This is a genomic window from Streptomyces sp. NPDC052396 (assembly GCF_044593195.1).
GTDB lineage: Bacteria > Actinomycetota > Actinomycetes > Streptomycetales > Streptomycetaceae > Streptomyces.
Genome location: NZ_JBIUAW010000012.1, coordinates 117,330 through 140,581 on the forward strand (window position 1 = coordinate 117,330; position 23,252 = coordinate 140,581).

Genomic DNA, 23,252 nt, shown 5'->3' on the forward strand with positions numbered 1-23,252 from the left:
CCTGCCGGCGCACCACCGAGCCCCTCCCGGTTAGGACATCCCGATGCACAACGACCGCAGCATCCTCGAAGCCCGCCTCAAGCGGGTGCTGGACGAGCGCATCCGCCCCGCCGTGTATCCCGAGTCGGTGCCGCTGGCCGTCTCGGTGTGGCAGGCCCCCGGTGAGCCGGTCCCGGTGGCGGAGGGCCTGGCCGCCCCGCGCACCCCGGTCGAGGCGGGTGCGGCCTGGGGTCCTGCCTGGGGCACCAGCTGGTTCACGGTGCGCGGGACGGTCCCGGCGGCCTGGGCGGGCCGTACCGTGGAGGCGCTGCTGGACCTGGGTTTCGACGACAATATGCCCGGCTTCCAGTGCGAGGGCCTGGTCTACCGGCCGGACGGCTCACCGGTGAAGGGCCTCAACCCGCGCAACCAGTGGGTGCGGGTGGCCGATCCGGCGGCCGGCGGCGAGGAGGTGCTGCTGCATATCGAGGCGGCCGCCAACCCGGTGGTCCTGGACTACCACCCCTTCCGGCCCACCGGACTGGGCGACCGCGATACGGCCGGGACCGAGCCCCGCTACCGGCTGGCCCGCATGGATCTGGCCGTCTTCGACCGTACGGTGTGGGAACTGGTCCAGGACCTGGAGGTGCTGGGCCAGTTGATGACCGAACTGTCCCCGGACTCGCCCCGCCGCTGGGAGCTGCTGCGCTCCATCGACCGCGCCTTGGACGCCGTTGACCTCCAGGACGTCCCCGGCACCGCCGCCGGCGCCCGCCGGCTGCTGGCGCCCGCCCTGGCCCGGCCCGCGCATGCCTCCGCCCACCGCCTCAGCGCCGTGGGGCATGCCCATATCGACTCGGCCTGGTTGTGGCCGCTGCGGGAGACGGTGCGCAAGGTGGCCCGTACCACCGCCAATATGACCGCGCTGCTGGAGGACGAGCCGGAGTTCGTCTACGCCATGTCCCAGGCCCAGCAGTACGCCTGGATCAAGGAGCACCGGCCGGAGGTCTACGCCCGGGTCAAAAAGGCGGTGGCCGAGGGGCGTTTTGTTCCGGTGGGCGGGATGTGGGTGGAGTCCGACACCAATATGCCCGGTTCGGAGGCGCTGGCCCGCCAGTTCGTCCATGGCAAGCGGTTCTTCCTGGAGGAGTTCGGGATCGAGACCGAGGAGGTCTGGCTGCCGGACTCCTTCGGCTACTCGGCCGCGCTGCCCCAGCTGGTGAAGCTGGCGGGCGCCCGGTGGTTCCTCACCCAGAAGATCTCCTGGAGCCAGAGCAACAAGTTCCCGCACCACACCTTCTGGTGGGAGGGGCTGGACGGCACCCGGGTCTTCACCCACTTCCCGCCCATCGACACCTACAACTCCCAGCTGTCCGGCGCCGAGTTGGCGCATGCGGTGCGCAACTTCCAGGAGAAGGGCGGCGCCACCCGCTCCCTGGCCCCCACCGGGTGGGGGGACGGCGGCGGGGGCACCACCCGGGAGATGCTGGCCCGCGCCAAGCGCCTGGCCGATCTGGAGGGTTCGCCCCGAGTCCGCTTCGAGAAGCCCGCCGCGTTCTTCGAGCAGGCCCGGGCCGAGTACGGCCATGCCCCGGTGTGGGTCGGCGAGCTGTATCTGGAGCTGCACCGCGCCACCCTGACCAGCCAGGCCCGCACCAAGCAGGGCAACCGCCGGGCCGAACACCTGCTGCACGAGGCCGAGCTGTGGTCCGCCACCGCCACCGTGCGCACCGGCGCGCCCTACCCCTATGAGCGGCTGGACCGTCTGTGGAAGACCGTGCTGCTGCACCAGTTCCACGACATCCTGCCGGGAACCTCCATTGCCTGGGTGCACCGGGAGGCGGCCAAGACCTACGCCCGGGTCATGGCCGAACTCGAGTCGATCGTGGGCGAGGCACTCACCGCCCTCGCCGGCTCCGGCGAGGGCACCCTGGTCTTCAACTCCGCACCGCACCGCCGGGGCGGCGCCCCGGCCCATGGCGCCGCCCCGGCCGGCACCTGCACACCGGCCCCGGCCACCGCCCGGCCCCGCCCCGACGGCGGCTATGTCCTCGAAAACGGGCTGCTGCGCGCCGAGATCGACCGGCGCGGTCTGGTGGTCTCCGCCTATGACAAGGAGACCGGCCGGGAGGCCGTCGCCCCCGGCGGTGCCGCCAACCTCCTCCAACTCCACCAGGACTTCCCCAATATGTGGGACGCCTGGGATGTCGACCCCTTCTATCGCAATACCGTCACCGATCTCACCGAGCTGGACTCCCTCCAACTCCTGGACGGCACCGTCCACCTCACCCGCTCCTTCGGCAACTCCCGCGTGACCCAGCGCATCAGCCTGCCCGCCGGTTCCCAGCGCCTGGACATCCACACCGAGGTCGACTGGCAGGAGACCGAGAAGTTCCTGAAGGCCGCCTTCCCCCTGGACGTCCACACCGACCGCATTGCCGCCGAGACCCAGTTCGGCCACCTCTACCGCCCCACCCACACCAACACCAGCTGGGACGCGGCCAAGTTCGAGGCCTGCGCCCATCGCTTTGTCCACCTTCAGGAACCCGGCTGGGGCGTGGCCCTGGTCAATGACTCCAGCTATGGCTATGACGTCACCCGCACCGGCACCACCACAACCGTCCGCCTCTCCCTCCTGCGTGCCCCCCGCTTCCCCGACCCCCACACCGATCAGGGTGTCCACCACTTCCGCTACGCCCTGGTGCCGGGTGCCGAACCGGGTGACGCGGTGTGCGAGGGCTACCGTCTCAACCTGCCGGAACGCCGGGTGCCGGGCGGCACCCCCGTCGCTCCCCTGGTGCGCGTCGACAATGACGCCCTGGTCGTCTCCGCCGTCAAACTGGCCGACGACGGCAGCGGCGATGTGGTGGTCCGCCTCTATGAATCCCTGGGCGGACGGGCCCGGGGAGTGCTGTCCCCGGGCTTCGCCATGGCCTCGGCCGGCGTCTGCGACCTGCTGGAGCGGCCGCTGTCCCCGGCCGAGCCCATCGACGGCGAACTCCGGCTCGTCCTGCGGCCGTTCGAGATTCTGACCCTGCGGCTGCGCCGGGCCTGACGGGGGACGGTAGCCTGCGGGCGTGGAACGGATCCTGGTGAGCGCCTGTCTGCTGGGCAGCCGGGTGCGCTATGACGGCGGCGCGAAGCCCATGGACGATGAGCTCATGGCGCGCTGGCGTGCCGAGGGGCGGGTGGTCGCGTTCTGCCCCGAGACCGCCGGCGGCCTTCCCGTGCCCCGTCCGCCGGCGGAGATCGTCGGCGGGGACGGCGCGGCGGTCCTGGACGGCACCGCCCGGGTCCGCACCGCGGCCGGCGAGGACCTCACCGAGCAGTTCCTCCGCGGCGCCGGGCGGGCACTGGAGGTGGCCCGTGAATCCGGTGTCCGGGTCGCGCTGTTGAAGGAGTCCAGTCCGTCCTGCGGGAGCCTGCGGATCCACGACGGAGGCTTCGCCGGAACGCGCGTCTCCGGCCATGGCGTCACCACCGCGCTGCTCCGGCGGGCGGGTATCCAGGTCTTCGACGAGCACCGGATCCGCGAGGCGGCGGCCTGTCTGCGCGGGCTCGAACCCCCCGCCCGCGGCTTGCCCTAGGCGACCTGCCGTCCGACGAGGTACCCCACCAGCGGCACCGTGGAGTGGATCCGCACCTTGTCCACCGACCCGTCGGACGGCAGATCCACCAGTAACTTCGAGCCCCCGACCGTGACCCGGGCGGCACCGGCCGGGCGATCCCAGGCGCCGCCCTCCCGGTGGAAGGCGGTGGTCACCTGGCCGTCCGCGCCCTGCGGCGTCAGCGCCACCCACATCGCCGCATTGCGGGCCCCGCCCTGTGGGGCGTCCAGGGTGCCGGCCGGCTCCACCGGCAGGTCGAATTCGGTGTTGGCGGGCACGGTGAAGAACGCGAGCATCTCTTCCTCCAGAAGCCGGGTGGTGGGGGTCCGGTGCCGGAACGACTCGGCCCAGGACCGGAGTTCGGCGGTGCTGCCGAGGTGGCAGTAGTCCCGGTCCACGCCGTTGTCGCCGTACTGGTGGAACATCCAGGCGGCCCGGATCCCGGGATCCCCGGCCCGGCGCCCGGCGGTGGCGATCCACAGGAAATCGCCGTAGTAGGACGTGGTGTCGACATTGCGCCAGTAGTCGAGGTTGCAGTACATGCCGACGCCGTTGTGCGGCAGCCGCGCCTTCACATACCGCAGCCATGCCTCCTTGTAGGCGGCCTGGTGCGCGCGCGGAACCCTGCTGTTGGCGTCGTCATAGCCCTCCCAGTCCAGTACGGCCAGGTCCCCCGGCTTCCAGTTGACCTGCGCCAGGAAGTAGTCCGCCTCGTCGCCGGGCCGGTTGGCCATCTGCGGATAGTGGTAGCCGCCCCAGACCAGCCCATGCGCCTTGGCGTGGTCGCGCTGCGCCACCCACTTGGGGTTGATGTACGACAGGCCCTCGCTCACCTTGACGAAGGCGAACGAGAGCCCTCCGGTGCTCGGCCTCGACGACTGGTAACTGGCCCAGTCCTGGCCCCAGATACCCATCTCCGCCCTCCTCCCATGCCGGTGCGGTGCCCATAGCTTCGACCGGGCCGGAGAGGTTGCCAAGGCGGAGGTATATGTTCCGCTTGAGCGGCCCGGTGCGGCCCGGCAAGCACTCTGTGCGAAATTCCCGGTCCGGTAACAGCGCAGGACCCATGATCCACAAGCCCTGAACATCCGGTACCTTGATCCGCTGTCAGCGGGTGTCGCACCGACGACCGCTGCCTTCCATGCGCCGGACAACACGGCGCGGCACTGTCACCATTCGGGGGAAGATCAATCGTGCGTTCTCTGCGCATCATCCTCGCGGCCGGCGTCCTCGCGCCGCTCGCCCTGACCGCCACCGCGTGCGGTCCCAAGAACGACGACAAGTCCGGCACCACGGCCACCAGCGCTCCGACCGGAGCCGCCGCCAAGCCGCTGACTCAGGACCAGCTCGTCAAGGCCCTGCTCCCCGTCAAGGACCTCCAGTACGACGAACACCGGTCGTCCCTGGGCCCGACCAAGGCGGAGTTCAAGCTCACCGCGGACAAACCCGCCTGCCAGCCCCTGCTCGACCTGTCCGACATCCGCAACGCGGCCACCCCGCCGTCCTCCTCCGCCACCGGCGCGTACTACGGCACCAACGGCCGTGAGTACACCGACATCCAGCTCACCCAGTTCGGCGCCGGCCAGGCGGCCAAGGCCATGACCTCCGCCGAGTCCGCACTCGGATCCTGCGCGGCCTTCAATGCCACCGCGCCGGGCCACGCCGGCACCAAGGTCACCTTCAGCAAGGCCACCTTCAAGGCGACCGGTGATGCCACGCTGGCGCTCACGGAGACCCTCAGCTCCCCCGAGTGCGGCGAGGGCCCGTGCGAGACGCGCAGCTATGTCGTCGTCCGCACCGGCGATGTGCTGACCGTGATCTGGAACTCGGCCCTCAAGGACACCGGCATGCCCGAAGAGGGCATCGTCAACAAGCAGCTCGACAAACTCCGCGCCGCCGCCAAGTAGGACCGGTATCCGGGCGGCGCACGGGCGCCCCTCAGGGGCGCGGGACGGCGCGCTCATGCGGCTCCGCCGCGTGGGCGCGACCAGGCATCGGCGGCCGGATGTCCACCGAGCCGAGCTCGCTCCTGGCACTCGTGCCGGGTGGGCTATGTTGAGCGGAAACGGTGAGAAGGAGGCGCACTGGTGCCATCGGGGCAGCAGCGGGCACGCGCGCGGTCATCCGCGATCACGCCGGGCGGGCAGGCTTCCGAGGCGGAGCCGCTGCCCGCCGAGAAGGTGCGTGCTCTGTTCGGTGGCCATCGGCTGTCTCCCGCGCAGCGGCGCATCGCGCAGTACATCACCGATCACCTCACCGAGGCCGCGTTCTTGTCGATCACGGACCTCGCGGAGCGCGTGGGCGTCAGCCAGCCGTCGGTGACCCGCTTCGCCATCTCCCTGGGCTTCAACGGCTACCCCGCGCTGCGCGAGGCCCTGCAGCCCCTCGCCCTGAGCGCGGCCGCCGGCGTCCCGGAGGTCAGGCAGGAGGGCGGTCGCAATGAGCTGCAGGCGGCCGTGGACGCCGAGATCGAGAATCTGGAAAGCCTGCGCCGGACCTTCGCCGACACCGACCGGGTGCTGGACCTCGGCCGTGAACTGGCCCGGTCGGTCCCGCTGACGATCCTGGGCCTGCGGATCTCCCTCTCCCTGGCGGAGTACTTCGCCTACGCGGCCAAGCGCATCCATCCCGACGTACGGCTGGTCTCCCGGGGCGGCAGCGTCGCCTACGACGCACTGCTCCAGTCCCGGGAGGCGGGCGGAACCTGGGTACTGGCCTTCGCCATGCCCCGGCACGCCAACGAGACCCTGGCAGCGATGCGGGCCGCACGCAGCACCGGGCTGCGCGTCGCACTGATCACCGACCAGACACTCGGGCCCCTGGTGGACGAAGCCGATATGACGCTCACCGCCGGCACCGGCTCACGACTCGTCTTCGACTCCTACGCCGCACCGGGCATCCTCTCCGCCGCCCTCCTCCAGGCCATGGCCGACGCCGACCCCGAACGCACCCAGCTGAGGCTGGAGAAGTACGAGCAGGCCGCCGAACAGCACGACTTCTTCCTGCAGGACTGACAGGCCGCTGCCGCGAGCAGCCTGCATGAATTTTTTCATGTCCTTGCATATTCGACGGTATATATGTTTACTGCACGTGGCGTCTGCGCCAAGAGGACGAACACCAAGGGGCGACACCCTCCTCATCGCCCCGCCCGTGTTCCGTTCGGGTAGTCCACTCCCCCTCGGACACCCCCCGGCGGCCCGGTCTACCCCCTGGGCCGGGCCCGCCGGCAACTCCTACTCCGCGGCGCTACGGCGGGCACGCAGAGCGCGCACCCTGCCACGGCTGGCGCAGGCCGGGGACGGGCACCAGCGGCGGCGGCCCGGCGGGTCGCTGAAGACACCCCGGCAGTCGTCCTCCGGGCAGCTCTTCAGGGCCAGCCGGTCGGAGCCGGTCAGCTGGTCCACGGCCTGGCGGGCGATCCGGGCGAGGGCATGTGCCGTGGTGGCCGGCGGCTCCCGGCGCAGCCGGCCGTCCAAGGCCAGCCGGACCGGATCGTCGTGTCCAGCCAGGAAGGCGGCCAGCCCGGCGACGGCGTCCGGGGGCGGTGGCTGCTCGGCGACGGTGGCCAGCGCCAGCGCGCGCAGGGTCTCGCGCAGCTCCCGCGCCTGGCGCAGCTCCCTCTCGTCCGGCGCCCGGACCGGAGACAGCTCGCAGCGCTCCAGCCACTCGGCGAGCCGGCCGGGGGTGGGCAGCCGCTCCACCGGGGCCGCGCTGAAGGTACGGCCTTGAGTGGCAAGGAAGTTCAGCCAGGTGGCACCGCAGTCGAAGCGGAAGGCGAACTTATCTTCTTTGACCATGGAAAAAGGGTAACGCCTCAGCCGTTACTTCAGCTATCGTCATGACGTAACGCCCAAGGCGTTACACCCCTTGACCGCCGACAATTCGCGGAGTGAGCCATGACGACATGCCAGCCCCTGTCCGAGCAGCTGACGCAGGCACGGCTGGACCGCGAAGAGGCCTACCGGCTACTGGACGTACTCCAGGACGAGGCCACCCAGCAGACCACCCTTCCCGGCCTGGAGCGGATCGCCCCCGGCTTCGCCGACTGGGTCATCACCGCGCTGTTCGGCGGCACTTACCGGTGATCTTGCGTGAAAGCCCCGGCGTTCACGCCGGGGATGAAACGCATCTCAAGACTGCTCTGACCCGCAGGCTGGAGCGGACGCTTTTGCTGCTCGATGTACTGGCGGACGATCGCCAACGGCGCTCCGCCACATGAGGCTGAGAAGTACGAGGGCGACCACAAGTGCCCATGCATGACGGCGCGGTTGATCCGGCCGGTGAACTCCTGCCGTATCCGGCGAGCGGAAATTCCCTTGAGGCTGTTGACCAGCTTGAGACGGCAGCCTTCGGCGGGTAGTTGATCAGCAGGTGGACATGATCGCGTTCGCCGTTGAACTCCTTCAGCTCCGCCTCGAAGTCCTCGCACACCTTGCGCGTGATCTCTTCGCAGCGCGTCAGTTTCTCATCGGTGAACATTTGGCGCCGGTGCTTCGTCATGAAGACCAAGTGCACATGCATCGCTGAAACCATGTGTCTTCCACGCCTGTAGTCGTTCTCCTCACCCATGACGCCAACCCTGGATAGGATCCTGGGTGTGCAGCTGCGCTACAACTACCGGGCCTACCCGGACGCTTGCCAGCGCCGTGCGCTGGCCCAGGCGTTCGGGTGCGCCAGAGTGGTGTGGAACGACTGCCTGCGCGACCGGAAGGAAGCACACGCGGCAGGGCTGCCGTATGTGACGTCGGCCGAGTTGTCGCGGCTTCGTATCACCCAGGCCAAGCGCACCGCCGAACGCTCCTGGCTCGCCGAGGTGTCGGCGGTCGTCCTGCAACAGTCCCTGCGGGACCTGGATGCCGCCTACAAGAACTTCTTCGACAGCCTCAAGGGCAAGCGGCAGGGCCGCAAGGCCGGTCCGCCCCGCTACAAGTCGAAGAAGGACACCCGGCAGTCGATCCGCCTCAACACCAACGCCTTCTCCGTCCAGGACGATGGCACGGTGTACGTGGCCAAGGTCGGCAACCTCAAGGTGACGTGGTCCCGCCGGCTTCCGGCCGCGCCCACGTCCCTGACCGTCACCAAGGACAGCTGTGGCCGGTACTTCCTCAGCTTCGTCGTGGACACCGAGGCAGACATCCTCCCCGAGCTGGACACCGAGGCCGGTATTGACCTCGGTCTGTCCGCGTTCGCGGTCCTCTCCGACGGGACGAAGATCAGCGCCCCGCGTTTCCTGCGCCGGGCCGAGAAGAAACTCAAGCGCCTCCAACGGGAGTTGTCCCGCAAGGCCCAGGGATCGAAGAACCGGGCCAAGGCCCGTATCAAGGTCGCACGCCAGCACGCCAAGGTGGCCGACCGGCGCCGGGACTGGCACCACAAGGAATCCACGAAGATCATTCGCGACAACCAAGCGGTGTATGTGGAGGACCTCGCGGTGTCCGGCCTCGGCCGCACCCGGCTCGCCAAGTCCGTGCACGACGCGGGATGGTCCGCGTTCGTCCGGATGCTGGCGTACAAGGCGGTCAAGCACGGCCGCGCCTTCGCCAAAGTGGGCCGGGCCTTCCCGTCCTCGCAGATCTGCTCGGCCTGCGGATTTAGGGACGGCCCCAAACCCCTGCACATCCGCGAGTGGACGTGCAGCGCATGCGGCACCGTGCACGACCGCGACCACAACGCAGCCCGCAACGTCCTCCTCGAAGGACGCCGCATCGTCGCCGCCGGACGGGCGGAGACCCTAAACGCCTCGCAGAGCGCCGGTAAGACCAGGACGAAAGTCCCGGCACAGCGCGGTGAAGCAGGAAGCCCCAGGAAGGGTCAGACGACCCAGGCCGGAATCCCTGGCCTTTAGGCCAGGGAGCATGTCAACAACGCGACGGCCTCTCCCTGCGTGACCGGCAGCTCCTCAACCTGGCCGCGCTCACCGCCGTCGGCGGCGTCGACCCGCAGCTGTCCGGTCATGTGAAGACCGCGCTGCGGGTCGGGATGACCCACCAGGAGGTCATCGAGAGCTTTGTGCACCTGGCGCCCTATATCGGCGTACCCAAGGCACTGGCCGGCCTGCGGGTCGCGGTGAGCGCGCTCGACGAGGCAACACTCGATGGGGCAACACTCGATGGGGCACCGCTCAGTGAGACACCGTGACCACGATCTTGCCCACCTGGGCGTTGGACTCCAGGTAGCGGTGCGCCTCGACGATCTCGTCCAGTTCGAAGGTGCGGTCCACCACGGGCCGCAAGGCGCCCGAACGCAGCCCGGAGGCCACAAAGGCCTCCGCCCGGCGCAGCCGCTCGGGCCGGTTGGCCGTCTCCAGCATGGTGTAGGTGCGCATATTCAGTGCGGGCATACCGAGTTCGAGCCCCGGATAGGGGGTCGGCGTACCGCTGAGCGCGCCGTACACCAGGAGCGTGCCGTCGTCGGCGACCACCTTGGCCAGATCTGTCACCCCCGGCCCGGCGACGGCGTCGAAGACCAGCTCGGCACCGCGGCCGCCGGTCGCGTCCAGCACCCGCTCGACCATGTTCTCCGACTCGGTGACGATCACCTCCGCCGCGCCCTGCTCCAGCAGCGCCTCCTTCTTGGCGGCGGTGCGGGTCAGGGCGATCGCTCTGGCGCCGACCCGCTCGGCCACCTGGAGAGCGGCCAACCCCACGCTGCTGGACGCGGCGTTGAGCACCACCGTGTCCCCCGCGCGCATCCCGCCGGCCTCCACCAGGCCGCCATAGGCCGTCACATAGGGCATCCACACCGCCGCACCCTCGACCGCGCCCAGCCCTTCGGGACGGTGCAGTACCGAGGCCGCGGGCACGATGGCCCGCTCGGCGTAGACCCCGTACTCCTCCTGTGAGAACCCGGGCACGGTGCTCACCGGCTGCCCGGGCCGCAGCCCGCTGACGCCCTCGCCGACCGCCTCGACCACCCCGGCCGCCTCGGTACCCAGCCGGGCCGGGAATTGCTTGACCGGCACGATGTAGTGGCCGGAACGGAACAGGACTTCGGCCCGGTTCAGCCCGATGGCATCCACCCGGATACGCACCTCGCCCGGCCCCGGGTCCCCGACTTCCACATCCTCCAACCGCAACACCTCGGGGCCGCCGAGCTCATGGAACAACACCGTTCTGGACATCGCGCCGTCCTTCCGCCTTGGGAGTGATGATCCACTCAACCCCGGAGTCCGGTCGTCCATTCCGGCAAGCCTTCTGTACCTACTAGTATGTACGCGATCCGGCCGCCGCAAAGGAGACCTATCGCCATGCCACTTGTCCGCATTGACGCACTGAAGGCCGACCGCGACCGGCTCCACGCCCTCGGCCGAGCCGTCCACGACGCCTTCGCCGAGACCATCGGCACACCGCCCAACGACCGCTTCCAGGTGCTGGCCGGCCATGACGGCACCAACAGCACTCTGTGCTACGACAATTACCTGGGGGTGCCGCGCGACGAGGGCCTGGTGGTCATCGCCATCACCATGCGTTCGGGACGCACGGCCGCGCAGAAGAAGGCGCTGTACCGGCGGATCGCCGAGTACGCCCAGGAATACGCGGGGACCGACCCGCGCAATGTGTTCATCACGGTGACCGAGAACGAGTCCATTGACTGGTCGTTCGGCTATGGGCTGGCGCAGTACGCCCTATGAGCCATCGCCCGGGTGCGCCGAGGGGACGGTGCCGGGCACATGGCCCTGGCACCGCCCCCAACCCCGCCCCGCTACAAGGGCATTCGGTAGCGCTGGCGGGAGCCGCCCTCGGGGCCCGGGGGTTCCGGTCCGGCCGGGGTGAAGCCGAGTCGTTCATAGAAGACCCGGGCACCGCTCTCCCGGGCATCCGGGTGGTCCGCGCCGAAGGTCACCACCTCGACCGTGCCGGGCGGGCGGACGAACCGGTGCACCGCGTCGGCCAGCAGGGCCCGGCCGATGCCCCGGCCCCGCAGCTCCTCGGCCACCACCAGCCAATGCACGTGGTACACAGGCGGTTTGACGCCGAAGAGCAGGGCGCCCAGCGGTCCGGCGCCGGCCTCGGTAGCGGCGACCAGGGCCGTGCCACGGTGGATGTTCTTCTCCACCGCGGCACGGAATCCGGGGTCCGCCACCATGGGACCGAACCACTGCTCCACCTGCCCGGCCAGGCCCAGGAAGCCCGGAAGATCGCGTGGTTCAGCGAGCCGGATCATTCGTCTGCCGTGATCTCCGCCAGCTTTTGCACGACAAAGGCCTCGGTGGCCTCCTTGGTCAGACCAAGGCCGCTGAGCAATCCGGCGCCGTCCTCGAACTCCAACAGGGCCAGCAGGAGATGCTCGGTGCCCACATAGTTGTGCCCCATCCGCAGCGCCTCCCGGAAGGTCAGCTCCAGCACCTTCTTCGCCCCGCCGTCAAAGGGGATCAGCGCGGGTACCCGCTCGGCCGCGGGCGGGAGCTGGCCGATGACCGCCTGGCGGACGGCCTCCAGCGACAGGCCCTGCGCGGTGATCGCCGCCGCACCGAACCCCTTGGGGGCGGTCAGCAGGCCCAGGATCAAGTGACCTGGCATCGTCAGGTCGTTGCCGGCGTTGCGGGCCTCCTCCTGGGCGGCGGCCACCACCTTCCGGGCCCGGGGGGTGAAGCGGCTGAAGCCCTGACTCGGGTCGATGTCGCCGGGGACAAAGCGCTTCTGGGCGGCCTGCCGGGTGACCCCCATGCTCTTGCCGATGTCGGTCCAGGAGGCTCCGGAGCGCCGGGCCTGGTCCACGAAGTGGCCGATCAGATGGTCGGCCAGTTCACCGAGGTGTTCCGCGGCCAGTACCGCGTCGGTGAGTTGGTCGAGGGCGTCGGGATGAACCTTCTTGATGGCCTCGATGAGATCGTCGAGCCGCACTGAAGTGGTCATGAGGCAACCATAGGTTGACAGTTGAGGGGTGTCAACCTGTAGTTGACACCTGTTCAGGCGCCCAGCGAACGCATCAACATCGGGAAGGATGCCACCAGTTCACGCTCCCAGTACGACCAGGCATGGGCGCCCCGGGAGGCACAGACGGTGGCCGGAATGCCCAATTGGGAGAGCCGGTCGCGCAGTTGCCGGTTCATTCCGTGCACGGCCGCCTCCAGGAGGTCGTCCCCGCCGTGGACAGGCGGGTCCACACAGCGGGACGGCGAGGGCGCGGGGTCGCCCCATGCCCAGCCCGGGCCGGAGTCGGTGCCGTCGCCATAGGAGAGGTACAGGGGTGTTCCCGCCAGCCGACGGGCCTGGTACAGGGGGCTGTTGCGCTCCCACAGGGCGCGCTGGCGGACGTCCGCCGGATCGGTGGTGTCAAAGGGATAGCCGGGTTCGCCCCAGATGCGCCGCCAGTCGGCCAGACAGCTCAGGGCGGCGAGCTTGACCGCGTCCGGCCCGCTGAGGCCGCCGTCCGGGGACTTGTAGAGCGGGTTGGCCGCACCGCTGTAGGAGGCGACCGCGCGGAACACGCCGGGGTGCGCGGCGGCCAGCTTCAGCGCGCCCAGGCCGCCCATGGAGAGCCCGGCGACGGCCCGGCGCGGGCCGGCCCGGTAGTCGCGCTCCAGCAACGGGCGCAACTCGCCCAGCAGATAGGTCTCCCAGGCGGGGGCGCCGCCCCGGCCGAAGTTCCACCAGTCGCTGTAGCCGCCGCAGCCGCTGGTCTCGGGCATCACCACCATGACCTCCCGGCCGGCCGTCAGCCGCTCCACATGGGTCTTGGTGGTCCAGTCCAGATGGCTGCCGCCGCTGCCGTGCAGCAGCCACAGGGTGGGCCAGGTGCGCCCGGCGGTCTTGGACCAGCCCTTGGGCACCAGCAGCCGCACCCATTTCACCGGGGCGTCCAACTCCGGGGCGGCGACGGCGAGGTCCAGGATCCGCTCGCTGATCTTCACCTCCGTCACCACCCGGGCCGCGCCGTCCGCCGCCCGTGCCGTCCCCGCCCCGCCGGCGGCCGGCACCACCAGCAGCGTGAGCAGCAGCGCCAGTACGGCCGGCGGGGTGCGCGGCACGCTGCCTGCCATATGACCAGCCCCTTCGATCGGTGACCCGCGGCGATCTGTGGTGACCTGGGTCATATTAGGGTGAGGCGGTGACAACGTATGTGGCGCTGCTGCACGGCATCAATGTGGGCGGCAAGAGGCGTGTTCCCATGCAGCTCCTGCGCGAACTGCTCACCGGCCTCGGTGGTACCGCCGTGCGTACCCATCTCAACAGCGGCAACGCGGTGTTCACCCATGCCGGCGCCGATGCGGAGGAGCTCTCGCAGGCTCTGGAGCGGGCGTTGGCGGACCGGCTCGGGTTTCCGGTGCGCTGTGTGGTGCGTGCGGCGGCGGACCTGCGGCGGGTCATCGACGCCAATCCCTTCGCCGACCGGGAGTTCGAGCCCGGCCGGCTGGTGGTGACCTTCCTGTCCGGTCCGGTGCGGCGGGACTCGGTGGCCGGCCTCGATCCGGCGGCCTGTCTCCCCGATGTGTTCGTGCTGGGCGAGCGCGAGGTGTATCTGCTCTGCCCCGACGGTCTGGGGGACTCCCGGCTGGCCCGGGTGCTGGCCCGGCGGCCGTTGGCGGAGGTGGCCACCGGGCGCAACTGGAACACCGTGTGCAAGCTCGCCGAGCTGGCCGGAGTCTGATCCGGGGGACCGCGCCGCCGGGCCGTCCGGCGGCGCGGCTTACCCTTGCCCGCATGAAGTTGCCCCGCATCACCGTGCGCCGCCCTGGGCGCGGGCGACTGGCGGCCACCGTGGCCGCGCTCGCCGTGCTGGCCGGCGCGGGCACCTGGGGGGTGGCCGCGTCATCGTCCGGCCCTCCGGCCGTGCACCGGGAGGACCGGTTCCTGACCATGCCGGAGAGCCCGGGCTCCAAGGCCACGGTCCGCATCGACACCTCGTTCTTCACCGCCGGTGACTCCGGGCGCCGTCCGGCCGTGCTGCTGGGGCATGGCTTCGGCGGCAGCAAGGCGGAGACCCGCGGTCAGGCCGAGGAGCTGGCCCGGGACGGTTACGCCGTGCTGACCTGGTCGGCGCGCGGTTTCGGCGCCTCCACCGGCCGCATCGGGCTCAACGCGCCGGACGGCGAGGTGGCCGATGTCAGCCGGCTGATCGACTGGCTGGCCAAGCGGCCCGAGGTCCGGCTGGACAAGGCCGGGGACCCACGGGTCGGCATCGCGGGCGCCTCCTACGGCGGCGCGCTGGCCCTGCTGGCGGCCGGGTACGACAAGCGGGTCGACACCATCGCCCCGCAGATCACCTACTGGAACCTGGCGGACTCGCTCTTCCCCAACGACGTCTTCAAAAAGCTGTGGTCCGGCATCTTCTTCACCACCGGCTCCACGTCCACCTCCACCTCCGCCCCCACCTCCACCGCAGCCGGCGGCCGGACCGGCTGCGGCCGCTTCGAGCCGGTGCTCTGCGAGATGTACCAGCGGGTGGCGGTGGCCGGACGGCCGGATGCCCAGGCCCGTCAACTCCTGGAGCAGCGCAGCCCGTCCGCCGTGGCCGGCCGGATCAGGGTGCCGGCGCTGATCGTGCAGGGGCAGAGCGACTCGCTCTTCCCGCTGGACCAGGCCGATCAGGCGGCCCGGGCCATCACCGGCAACCACGCGCCGGTGGCGGTGGACTGGGTGGCCGGCGGCCATGACAGCGGGTACGGCGAGCAGGACCGGATCGCCCAGCGCACCCGCGCCTGGTTCGACCGCTATCTCAAGGACGACCATGGCGCGGACACCGGCCCGGTGTTCCGGGTGAGCCGGACCGGCGGCATCGACACCACCGCCGGCAAGCCGCAGTTGCGCGGCGCGAGCGACGACAGTTATCCGGGGCTGCGCCATGACACCCGTCCCGTCCCGCTGGCCGGCCGCGAGCAGCGGTTTTCCAATCCGGCGGGCGCCGGGCCGCCCGCGGTCTCCGCGCTGCCGGGGCTGGGCGGGGCTGCCCAGCTGTCGGGCCTGGGCCTGGGGGTGTCCCTGGACTTCCCGGGCCAGTACGCCCGCTTCGACTCCGCCCCGCTCAAGGAGGGCGTCCAGGTCACCGGTGCGCCGGCGGTCAGGGTGAAGGTGGCCTCGGACAGCGGCGAGGCGGTGCTGTTCGCCAAGGTCTATGACGTGGGCCCGGACGGGCGGCAGCAGCTGCCCGCCCAGCTGGTGGCCCCGGTGCGGGTGTCCGACGCCAAGGACGGCCGGGAGGTGGAGCTGCGGCTGCCCGCGGTGGACCATGTCTTCGAGGCCGGGCACCGGATGCGCCTGGTGCTCTCCGCCACCGACCTGGGCTATGCCTCTCCGGTCCAGCCGGCCACCTACACCGTCTCCTTGGCGGGCGGCGGGCTGAGTGTGCCGACCGCGCCCGGGGTACGCACCGGCTCCTCGGCGCTGCCCTGGTGGACCTGGGGTATGCCGCTGGGTGCGGTGGCGGTGGCGGCGGCACTGCTGCTGACCGGGCGGCGGCGCTCCGCCGCGCCGGCCGCGCCGGATCCCGCGCTGGCCGAAGTCCCCTTGCAGATCACCGGCCTGACCAAGCGGTACGCCAAGTCGGCCGACCGGTACGCGGTGGCGGATCTGTCGTTCCGGGTGGGGCGTGGCCAGGTGCTGGGGCTGCTGGGTCCCAATGGCGCGGGCAAGACCACCACGCTGCGCATGCTGATGGGCCTGATCCGTCCGGACGGCGGTGAGATCCGGGTGTTCGGGCATGCCATCCGGCCGGGCGCGCCGGTGCTCTCCCGGGTGGGGGCGTTTGTGGAGGGCTCGGGCTTTCTACCGCACCTGTCGGGCCGGGCCAATCTGGACCTGTACTGGCGGGCCACCGGCCGCCCGGCCGAGGACGCGCATCTGGACGAGGCTCTGGAGATCGCCGGGCTGGGGTCGGCGCTGGACCGTGCGGTGCGCACCTACTCCCAGGGCATGCGGCAGCGGCTGGCGATCGCCCAGGCGATGCTGGGGCTGCCGGATCTGCTGATCCTGGACGAGCCGACCAACGGTCTGGACCCGCCGCAGATCCGCGAGATGCGGGAGGTGATGATCCGTTACGCGGCGGCCGGCCGTACCGTGATCGTCTCCAGCCATCTGCTGGCCGAGGTCGAGCAGAGCTGTACGCATCTGGTGGTGATGGACCGGGGCCGGCTGGTGACCGCGGGTCCGGTGGCGGAGATCACCGGTTCCGGGGACACCCTGCTGGTGGGGATCCAGGGCGAGGTGTCCGAGGTGCTGGCCGAGAAGGTGGCCGCGCTCCCGGGCGTGGGCTCGGCGGTGCCGGCCGAGACGGGCCTGCTGGTCCGGCTGGACGGCGTCGGCCCGCCCGAACTGCTGGCGGAACTGGTCCGGTTGGAGGTTCCGGTGTGCAGTGTGGGTCCCCACCGAAGGCTGGAGGACGCCTTCCTGACCCTGATCGGAGGTTCGGCATGAGCACCGTCACCGCTCCGGAGTCCGCGCCCGGCTACCGGGCCCGGCACACGCTTCCGCTGCGGGTGGAGGCCGCCCGGCAGCTGCGGCGCCGGCGCACCCTGGTGGTCGGGGCGGTGCTGGCCGTGCTGCCCTTTGTCCTGATCGCCGCGTTCGCCATCGGCGGGCATGACGGTGCGCGGGACGGGCGGGTGTCGCTGATCGACACCGCCACCGCCTCCGGGGTGAACTTCGCGGCCACTGCGCTGTTTGTCTCGGCGGGCTTTGTGCTGGTGGTGCCGGTGGCGCTGTTCTGCGGTGACACGGTGGCGGCGGAGGCCGGCTGGTCCTCACTGCGCTATCTGCTGGCCGCGCCGGTGCCGCGCACCCGGCTGCTGCTGAGCAAGCTGGTGGTGGCGCTGGCCTTCAGCGCGGTGGCCGTCGCCCTGCTGCCGCTGGTGGCCCTGGCGGCCGGCACGGTCGCCTACGGCTGGGGCCCGCTGCACATCCCCACCGGCGGCACCCTGCCCGCCGGCACGGCGGCCGCCCGGCTGGCGGCCATCACCGGCTATGTCCTGGTCGGCCAACTGGCCACCGCGGCCCTGGCGTTCTGGCTGTCCACGGTGACCGACGCCCCGCTGGGGGCGGTCGGCGGCGCGATGGGCCTGACCATCGTGGGCAATGTCCTGGACGCGGTCACCGCGCTGGGCCACTGGCGCGACTTCCTGCCCGCCCACTGGCAGTACGCCTGGGCGGACGTCCTCCAGCCGCATGCGGAGTGGGGCGGGATGGTCAAGGGGGCGGCGGTGTCGGCCAGTTACGCGGTGGTGCTGTTCGCGCTGGGGTTCCGGCATTTCCGCGGTAAGGACGTGGTGTCCTGAGCGGCGGTCCTTTGGCGGCGGGGATGTTCTCCGCCGCCAAAGGACGCGGGGCGGCCGCGCCAGGCGGCTCCGCCGCGTAAAGCGCGATCCGGCCGGCGACGGGCCCAGGCGGGTCAGCCTTTCGGCACCCGGGCCCGGCTGATATCAGCCCCGGCCAACGTCATTTCAGTTGGCCGTTGTCAACCGCTTGAATTACCGTTGCCGCTGACGCGGCGTACGGAAAGCCGGTTCAGAACCAGAGCTGATACTTGTTGCCGTCGTTGCACTCATGCATATAGACGGAACTGCCGTTGCTGTCGAGGCATTCATGGGTCTGGCGGTTCACCAGCTTCCAGCCGTTGCCGGTGTCGACCTCGTCCCAGCGCTGGAAGTTATTGCCGCTGCAGCGCTCCATGTACACATCGTGGTCGTAGTAGGCCGTCATGCAGTAGTTGGAATCCGCCACGTGCTTCTCGAGCCAGCTCCCGTCGCTCTGGGCCACGTCGTGCCAGCTGGTCCAGCGATCCGAACTGGGGCTACCGATCGTGACGTCGTCCGGGTGGTTGTTCTTCCAGCTCACCCCCAGGGGCTTGTCATCCATCTTGTGGATCCAGTGCACATCCGCGTCGGCGTGCGCCGCCGTGGACAGTCCCAGCACCAGGGCCGGCGCGAGAGCCATGGTGCCAACCGCCTGAGCTATCCGCTTGATACGCATGTGTAATCCCCCAATGTGCGATTTCAACAGACCAGTTGAGCTGGACGACTTTTCGGCATCCGGCGTCAGACGCTATCCGCGCCCACTTCACACCGACAAGGTGATTAACACCACAGGCCGGGAAAGGGAATTGAGAAATCCGATTCCCCTGCGGCAGGTGGATTTTCCCTCAACGGCACGCCGGGCGCGGGCAATTCGGACCGATGCAGGCCGGCGGCTCGGCACCGATTGCCGGCCGCTGCTCTGAATTCAAGGATCCATGTAATCCGTCGGATGGCGAGTACCCGGCCGGGCAGCAGCCCCGTCGCCGCTCCCGGCCGGAGGCATCAGCCGGGTGCCGTCGCCGCTGGTGGTAAATGCGTCGGCAGTGCCCTTCGGCGCCCGGCGGAGTGGCTGCCCGTGACGAGCCGTGAGATATGGAGCCGTGCGACCGCCGACCGCTACGACGCCGACGGCCGCTACCGCCGCGGCAGCTCCCGGCACCGGTACGCCTGGCCGGCGGAGCTCGACCTGATGGCACGGATCGCCGGGCTGGAGCCGGAACGCCGGGTCGCGGACTGGGACGGGGCGCCGTTCACCCAGGACTCCACGAAGCACATCTCCGTGTGGCGCAAGCCGAGTTGACATCTGTCGAGTTCAACTCGCCTGCGCCCACGAAGGCCCGCCCCGCCGTGGGGCGTCATGGAGCACCCCCGGCCCCATAAACCGGCCGCGCCGCCCGCGCCCCCGCCAGCAGGCGCCGTACCTCCGCACCCGCCTCCGCCGGGGTCCAGCGGTCGCCCTTGTCGGAGATGGGGCCGGGGTGCCAGCCCTCCATCACCGCGATCCGGCCGCCGTCGGCCTCCAGGACCTGGCCGGTGACCCCGGCGGAGCCGGCCGCGCACAGCCAGACCACCAGCGGGGAGACGTTCTCCGGGGCCATGGCGTCAAAGGTGCCGTCCGGCGGGGCGGCCATCGAGCCGGCGAAGACCTGCTCGGTCATCCGGGTCCGGGCGGCCGGGGCGATGGCATTGACCTGGACGCCATAGCGGGCGAGTTCGGCGGCGGCGACCAGGGTGAGGCCCACGATGCCGGCCTTGGCGGCCGCGTAGTTGGCCTGGCCCACGCTGCCCGAAAGCCCCGCGCCGGAGGTGGTGTTGACCACCCGGGCATCCGGCGTCCGCCCCGCCTTGGCCTCGGCGCGCCAGTATGCGGCGGCCTGCCGCAGCGGCAGGAAGTGCCCTCTGAGGTGGACCCGGATCACCGCGTCCCAGTCCTCCTGGTCCAAGTTGACCAGCATCCGGTCGCGGACGAACCCGGCGTTGTTGACCAGGGCGTCCAGGCGCCCGAAGGCGTCCAGCGCGGTGGTGATCAGCGAGGCGGCGCCCTCGGCGGTGGCGATGTCGCCGGTGTGGGCCACGGCCCGGCCGCCACGGTCCCGTATCTCGGCGGCGACCCGGTGGGCCGGGTCCGCCGAACCGCCCTCGCCCCCGGGGCCGGTGCCCAGGTCGTTGACCACCACGGCGGCGCCCTCGGCGGCCAGGGCCAGCGCATGGGTACGGCCCAGGCCGCGTCCGGCGCCGGTGACCACGGCCACCCGGCCGGCGCAGATTCCGTTCATCTCAACCCTCCGTCGACGGCGGGACATTGGCGGCGGCCAGGAACGCGGGGCGTTCCCCGCCGCCGTGCAGCAGCAGGCCGGCGCCGGTGATATAGGCCGCCCGCTCGGAGGCCAGGAAGACCGCCGCCTCGCCCACCTCGTCCGGCTCGGCCAGGCGCCCGGCCGGCACGGTGCGGGCGACGGCCGCGACGCCCGCCCGGCCCCCGTAGTGCGTCTGCGCCGCTTCGGTGCGCACCATGCCCAGGACCAGGGTGTTGACCCGTACCAGCGGGGCCCACTCCACGGCCATGGAACGGGCCAGGTGCTCAAGTCCCGCCTTGGCCGCGCCATATGCGGCCGTGCCGGGTGAGGGCCGGGAGCCGCTGACGCTGCCGATCATCAGGATGGAACCGCCGCCGGGCTGGGCGGACATCAGCCGGTGGGCGGCGATCGAGGTCAACAGGGGGGCGGTGAGGTTGAGTTCCAGGATCCGGGCATGGCGCTCGGGCGGGGCGGCGTCCAGCGGGTGGTACGGCGTGCCGCCGGCATTGTTGACCAGGACGTCCAGGCGGCCGTACTCGGCCGCCACTTGCTCCAACAGGGCCTGGACCTCGGCCGGCCGGCGGACATCGGCGGGCAGATAGCGGGCGGCACCCACCGGCTCGGGCGGCGGATGGCGGGCGCAGATCACCACCTGGGCGCCCGCCCGCAGAAAGGCCCTGGCGATGCCCGCGCCCACCCCGCGCGTTCCGCCGGTGACCACCACCACCGCACCGTCCATCGGATACCTCCCGCGACGGCCGCTCCGCTGCTACCGTCACCTCAACAGCACCTAACAAACGTTTGGTGGAAAGGTAGCTGATTCCCCGATGGGTGTCTCCCTCGCACACCCCGAACCGGGCATCGCCGTGATCACGGTGGACTATCCGCCCGTCAACGCCCTTCCGGCAGCGGGCTGGTACGCGCTGGCGGAGCGCCTCCGGGCGGCGGGCGCGGATCCGGAGATTCGCTGTGCGGTCCTCGCCGCGGCGGGCCGGGGTTTCAACGCGGGTGTGGATCTCAAGGAGTTGCAGCGGGACGACGGCCATCGGGCCCTGCTGGCCGTCAACCACGGCTGCGCGGAGGCGTTTTCGGCGGTCTACGACTGCGCGGTCCCGGTGGTCGCGGCGGTACAGGGCTTCTGCCTGGGCGGCGGTGTCGGCCTGGTCGGCAACGCGGACGCGGTGGTGGCCGCCGAGGGCGCCACCTTCGGCCTGCCGGAGCTGGACCGGGGGGCGCTGGGCGCCGCGACCCATCTGGCCCGGCTGGTGCCCGGACATCTGCTGCGCACCCTCTTCTTCACCGCCCGCACCATCAGCGCCCAGGAGTTGCTGCGGCATGGCGCGGTGTGGCGGGTGGTGCCCGAGGAGCAACTCGGCGCGGCCGCCCTGGCCCTGGCGCGGGAGATCGCCGCCAAGGACGGCACCCTGCTGCGGCTGGCCAAGGCCGCGCTCAACGGCATCGACCCGGTGGACGTACACCGCAGCTACCGCTACGAGCAGGGCTTCACCTTCGAGGCCAACCTCGCGGGGCTGGGCGACCGGCACCGCCGGGCGTTCATCGAGAAGCGCGAGGGGGATGCGCCATGACCGCCGACAAGAGGATGACCGCCGATGAGGCCGTGGCCCGGCTGCGCAGCGGGATGACCCTGGGCATCGGCGGCTGGGGCGCCCGTCGCAAACCCATGGCGCTGGTCAGGGCGTTGCTGCGGTCGGACGTCCGGGACCTGACCGTGGTCACCTACGGCGGCCCCGAGGTGGGGCTGCTGGCGGCGGCCGGCCGGATCCGCCGGCTGGTCACCGCCTTTGTCACCCTGGACTCCGTTCCGCTGGAACCGCACTACCGCGCCGCACGGGAGCAGGGCCGCCTGGAGCTGACCGAGCTGGACGAGGCCATGCTGATGTGGGGGCTGACGGCGGCCGCGCACCGGCTGCCCTTCCTGCCGGTACGGGCCGGGCTGGGCTCTGATGTGATGCGTGCCAACCCCGCGCTGCGCACGGTGGTCTCGCCGTACGAGGACGCGGAGGAGCTGGTGGCGGTGCCGGCCCTGACGCTGGACGCGGCCCTGGTCCACCTCAACCGGGCCGACCGGCGGGGCAACGCCCAGTACCTGGGGCCGGACCCCTACTTCGACGACCTGTTCTGCGAGGCGGCCCGGGAGGCGTATGTGTCCTGTGAACGCTGTGTGGACACCGAGGAGTTCGCCGCCGCGGGCGGCCCGCAGTCGCTGCTGGTGCAGCGGCACTGTGTCACCGGGGTCATAGCGGCGCCGGGCGGGGCGCACTTCACTTCCTGCGCGCCGGACTATGAACGCGACGAGGCGTTCCAAGCGGCCTATGTGCGCGCGGCCCGTTCCGGTGACCTGCTGGACCGGCTGCTGACCGGGGACGAGGCGGACTACCGGGCAGCGGTGGCGGCCACCCGCCGAGGTGCGGCATGAGCCGGGCCGAGGTGTGTGTGGTGGCCTGCGCCGAGGCATGGCGCGGGGACGGCGAGATCCTGGCCGCCCCGATGGGGCTGATCCCGGCCCTCGGAGCACGGCTGGCCCGGCTGACCTTCGCCCCCGAACTGCTGCTGACCGACGGGGAGTCGCTACTGGTCACCGCGGACGGCACGGTGGAGGGCTGGCTGCCCTACCGCCGGCATCTGGCCCTGGCCATGGGCGGCCGGCGGCATGTGATGATGGGCGCCGCCCAGCTGGACCGCCACGGCAACCAGAACATCAGCCGCATCGGCGACGCCCGCCGCCCGCTGCGCCAGCTGCTCGGGGTGCGCGGAGCGCCCGTCAACACCCTCAACCATACGGTTAGTTACTGGATCCCCCAACACTCACCCAGGGTGCTGGTGGAGCGGGTGGACATGGTGTGCGGCGTGGGCCACGACCGGGGGCGGGCGGTGGACCTCCGCCGGGTGGTGACCGACCTGGCGGTACTGGACTTCGCCACCCCGGACCGGACGATGCGGGTCCGTTCCCTGCACCCGGGCGTCACCGCCGAGCGGGTACGGGCGGCCACCGGCTTCCCGCTGGACGTGCCCGACGGCATACCGGAGACCCGCCTGCCCACCGAGGATGAACTCCGCCTGATCCACGAGGTGCTGGACCCGGCGGGGCTGCGCGAGCGGGAGGTGGCGCGGTGAACACAC

23 protein-coding genes and 2 pseudogenes are annotated in these 23,252 nt (G+C 71.1%); 15 read left to right on the forward strand and 10 right to left on the reverse strand.

Annotation, left to right across the window (positions count from 1 at the left end; translation table 11 throughout):
* Positions 1-43: 43 nt before the first annotated feature.
* Together ACIHFE_RS27795 and ACIHFE_RS27800 are read left to right on the forward strand one after the other, a co-directional pair.
* Entirely contained in the window at positions 44-3,034 is a 2,991-nt protein-coding gene (locus ACIHFE_RS27795; protein ID WP_400110763.1) for an alpha-mannosidase, read from the forward strand.
* A gap of 22 nt (positions 3,035-3,056) precedes the next feature.
* A complete protein-coding gene (locus ACIHFE_RS27800; RefSeq protein WP_400110765.1) occupies positions 3,057-3,566 on the forward strand; it encodes a DUF523 domain-containing protein in 510 nt (169 codons plus the stop codon).
* Here the strand turns inward: ACIHFE_RS27800 and ACIHFE_RS27805 are convergent.
* The gene (locus tag ACIHFE_RS27805) at positions 3,563-4,501 is read right to left on the reverse strand and encodes a glycoside hydrolase family 25 protein (RefSeq protein WP_400110767.1); all 939 of its coding nucleotides are present in this window, start codon (positions 4,499-4,501) and stop codon (positions 3,563-3,565) included. The genes ACIHFE_RS27800 and ACIHFE_RS27805 overlap by 4 nt on opposite strands.
* Before the next feature lie 279 nt (positions 4,502-4,780).
* Between ACIHFE_RS27805 and ACIHFE_RS27810 the strand changes: the two genes are divergently transcribed.
* Both ACIHFE_RS27810 and ACIHFE_RS27815 read left to right on the forward strand, forming a co-directional pair.
* Positions 4,781-5,494 (forward strand): hypothetical protein, encoded by a 714-nt coding sequence (locus ACIHFE_RS27810; protein ID WP_400110769.1) that lies wholly within the window; start codon positions 4,781-4,783, stop codon positions 5,492-5,494.
* Between the two features lie 180 nt (positions 5,495-5,674).
* Entirely contained in the window at positions 5,675-6,601 is a 927-nt protein-coding gene (locus ACIHFE_RS27815; protein WP_400110770.1) for a MurR/RpiR family transcriptional regulator, read from the forward strand.
* A 219-nt stretch (positions 6,602-6,820) separates the two neighbouring features.
* Here ACIHFE_RS27815 and ACIHFE_RS27820 read toward each other — a convergent pair whose 3' ends face one another.
* A complete protein-coding gene (locus tag ACIHFE_RS27820) occupies positions 6,821-7,384 on the reverse strand; it encodes a CGNR zinc finger domain-containing protein (protein ID WP_400110772.1) in 564 nt (187 codons plus the stop codon).
* 99 nt (positions 7,385-7,483) lie between these two features.
* Between ACIHFE_RS27820 and ACIHFE_RS27825 the strand changes: the two genes are divergently transcribed.
* Positions 7,484-7,672: a hypothetical protein gene (locus tag ACIHFE_RS27825; protein ID WP_400110774.1), complete on the forward strand. Its 189-nt coding sequence runs from the start codon at positions 7,484-7,486 to the stop codon at positions 7,670-7,672.
* A 74-nt stretch (positions 7,673-7,746) separates the two neighbouring features.
* Here ACIHFE_RS27825 and tnpA read toward each other — a convergent pair.
* Positions 7,747-8,156, reverse strand: a pseudogene (gene tnpA, locus ACIHFE_RS27830) (IS200/IS605 family transposase); the annotation flags it as partial.
* Between the two features lie 28 nt (positions 8,157-8,184).
* On the opposite strand from tnpA, the gene ACIHFE_RS27835 reads away from it, so the two are divergent.
* Together ACIHFE_RS27835 and ACIHFE_RS27840 are read left to right on the forward strand one after the other, a co-directional pair.
* The gene (locus ACIHFE_RS27835; RefSeq protein ID WP_400110776.1) at positions 8,185-9,432 is read left to right on the forward strand and encodes an RNA-guided endonuclease InsQ/TnpB family protein; all 1,248 of its coding nucleotides are present in this window, start codon (positions 8,185-8,187) and stop codon (positions 9,430-9,432) included.
* A gap of 59 nt (positions 9,433-9,491) precedes the next feature.
* Entirely contained in the window at positions 9,492-9,725 is a 234-nt protein-coding gene (locus ACIHFE_RS27840; RefSeq protein ID WP_400110901.1) for a carboxymuconolactone decarboxylase family protein, read from the forward strand.
* Here ACIHFE_RS27840 and ACIHFE_RS27845 read toward each other — a convergent pair.
* Positions 9,709-10,707, reverse strand: a complete 999-nt coding sequence (locus ACIHFE_RS27845; protein WP_400110778.1) for a zinc-dependent alcohol dehydrogenase family protein — start codon at positions 10,705-10,707, stop codon at positions 9,709-9,711. The two genes, ACIHFE_RS27840 and ACIHFE_RS27845, sit on opposite strands and share 17 nt — an antisense overlap.
* Positions 10,708-10,833: 126 nt before the next feature.
* Here ACIHFE_RS27845 and ACIHFE_RS27850 point away from each other — a divergent pair, with 126 nt between their 5' ends.
* Entirely contained in the window at positions 10,834-11,217 is a 384-nt protein-coding gene (locus ACIHFE_RS27850) for a tautomerase family protein (protein ID WP_400110779.1), read from the forward strand.
* 71 nt (positions 11,218-11,288) lie between these two features.
* On the opposite strand, the gene ACIHFE_RS27855 is transcribed toward ACIHFE_RS27850, so the two are convergent.
* From ACIHFE_RS27855 to ACIHFE_RS27865, 3 genes are read right to left on the reverse strand one after another with little or no spacing between them, the layout of a single operon-like run.
* Entirely contained in the window at positions 11,289-11,750 is a 462-nt protein-coding gene (locus ACIHFE_RS27855) for a GNAT family N-acetyltransferase (RefSeq protein ID WP_400110781.1), read from the reverse strand.
* Entirely contained in the window at positions 11,747-12,442 is a 696-nt protein-coding gene (locus ACIHFE_RS27860; RefSeq protein ID WP_400110783.1) for a Clp protease N-terminal domain-containing protein, read from the reverse strand. The genes ACIHFE_RS27855 and ACIHFE_RS27860 overlap by 4 nt, the downstream gene beginning before the upstream one ends.
* A gap of 53 nt (positions 12,443-12,495) precedes the next feature.
* A complete protein-coding gene (locus ACIHFE_RS27865; protein ID WP_400110785.1) occupies positions 12,496-13,569 on the reverse strand; it encodes an alpha/beta hydrolase in 1,074 nt (357 codons plus the stop codon).
* A gap of 68 nt (positions 13,570-13,637) precedes the next feature.
* Here ACIHFE_RS27865 and ACIHFE_RS27870 point away from each other — a divergent pair, with 68 nt between their 5' ends.
* Genes ACIHFE_RS27870 through ACIHFE_RS27880 form a run of 3 tightly spaced genes read left to right on the forward strand, consistent with a single transcriptional unit; the run spans position 13,638 to position 17,796 of the window.
* Positions 13,638-14,177, forward strand: a complete 540-nt coding sequence (locus tag ACIHFE_RS27870; RefSeq protein WP_400110787.1) for a DUF1697 domain-containing protein — start codon at positions 13,638-13,640, stop codon at positions 14,175-14,177.
* A 53-nt stretch (positions 14,178-14,230) separates the two neighbouring features.
* Positions 14,231-16,939, forward strand: a complete 2,709-nt coding sequence (locus tag ACIHFE_RS27875) for an alpha/beta fold hydrolase (RefSeq protein ID WP_400110789.1) — start codon at positions 14,231-14,233, stop codon at positions 16,937-16,939.
* Positions 16,936-17,796: an ABC transporter permease gene (locus ACIHFE_RS27880; protein ID WP_400110791.1), complete on the forward strand. Its 861-nt coding sequence runs from the start codon at positions 16,936-16,938 to the stop codon at positions 17,794-17,796. The genes ACIHFE_RS27875 and ACIHFE_RS27880 overlap by 4 nt, the downstream gene beginning before the upstream one ends.
* A gap of 229 nt (positions 17,797-18,025) precedes the next feature.
* Here ACIHFE_RS27880 and ACIHFE_RS27885 read toward each other — a convergent pair whose 3' ends face one another.
* Positions 18,026-18,490 carry an RICIN domain-containing protein gene (locus ACIHFE_RS27885; protein WP_400110793.1) on the reverse strand — a complete coding sequence of 155 codons (465 nt, stop codon included), beginning with the start codon at positions 18,488-18,490 and terminating at the stop codon, positions 18,026-18,028.
* 450 nt (positions 18,491-18,940) lie between these two features.
* Here ACIHFE_RS27885 and ACIHFE_RS27890 point away from each other — a divergent pair.
* Positions 18,941-19,114: pseudogene (locus tag ACIHFE_RS27890) on the forward strand (SAM-dependent methyltransferase); the annotation flags it as partial.
* 55 nt (positions 19,115-19,169) lie between these two features.
* Here the strand turns inward: ACIHFE_RS27890 and ACIHFE_RS27895 are convergent.
* Both ACIHFE_RS27895 and ACIHFE_RS27900 read right to left on the reverse strand, forming a co-directional pair.
* Positions 19,170-20,090 carry an SDR family oxidoreductase gene (locus ACIHFE_RS27895; protein ID WP_400110795.1) on the reverse strand — a complete coding sequence of 307 codons (921 nt, stop codon included), beginning with the start codon at positions 20,088-20,090 and terminating at the stop codon, positions 19,170-19,172.
* A 1-nt stretch (position 20,091) separates the two neighbouring features.
* A complete protein-coding gene (locus tag ACIHFE_RS27900; protein WP_400110797.1) occupies positions 20,092-20,850 on the reverse strand; it encodes an SDR family oxidoreductase in 759 nt (252 codons plus the stop codon).
* A gap of 88 nt (positions 20,851-20,938) precedes the next feature.
* Here ACIHFE_RS27900 and ACIHFE_RS27905 point away from each other — a divergent pair, with 88 nt between their 5' ends.
* From ACIHFE_RS27905 to ACIHFE_RS27915, 3 genes are read left to right on the forward strand one after another with little or no spacing between them, the layout of a single operon-like run.
* Positions 20,939-21,697 carry an enoyl-CoA hydratase family protein gene (locus ACIHFE_RS27905; protein WP_400110799.1) on the forward strand — a complete coding sequence of 253 codons (759 nt, stop codon included), beginning with the start codon at positions 20,939-20,941 and terminating at the stop codon, positions 21,695-21,697.
* A complete protein-coding gene (locus tag ACIHFE_RS27910) occupies positions 21,694-22,548 on the forward strand; it encodes a CoA transferase subunit A (protein ID WP_400110801.1) in 855 nt (284 codons plus the stop codon). The genes ACIHFE_RS27905 and ACIHFE_RS27910 overlap by 4 nt, the downstream gene beginning before the upstream one ends.
* Complete coding sequence (locus tag ACIHFE_RS27915; RefSeq protein ID WP_400110802.1) at positions 22,545-23,246, forward strand: CoA-transferase subunit beta; 702 nt, start codon at positions 22,545-22,547, stop codon at positions 23,244-23,246. Before ACIHFE_RS27910 ends, ACIHFE_RS27915 begins: the two co-directional genes overlap by 4 nt.
* The last annotated feature ends 6 nt before the right edge of the window (positions 23,247-23,252 follow it).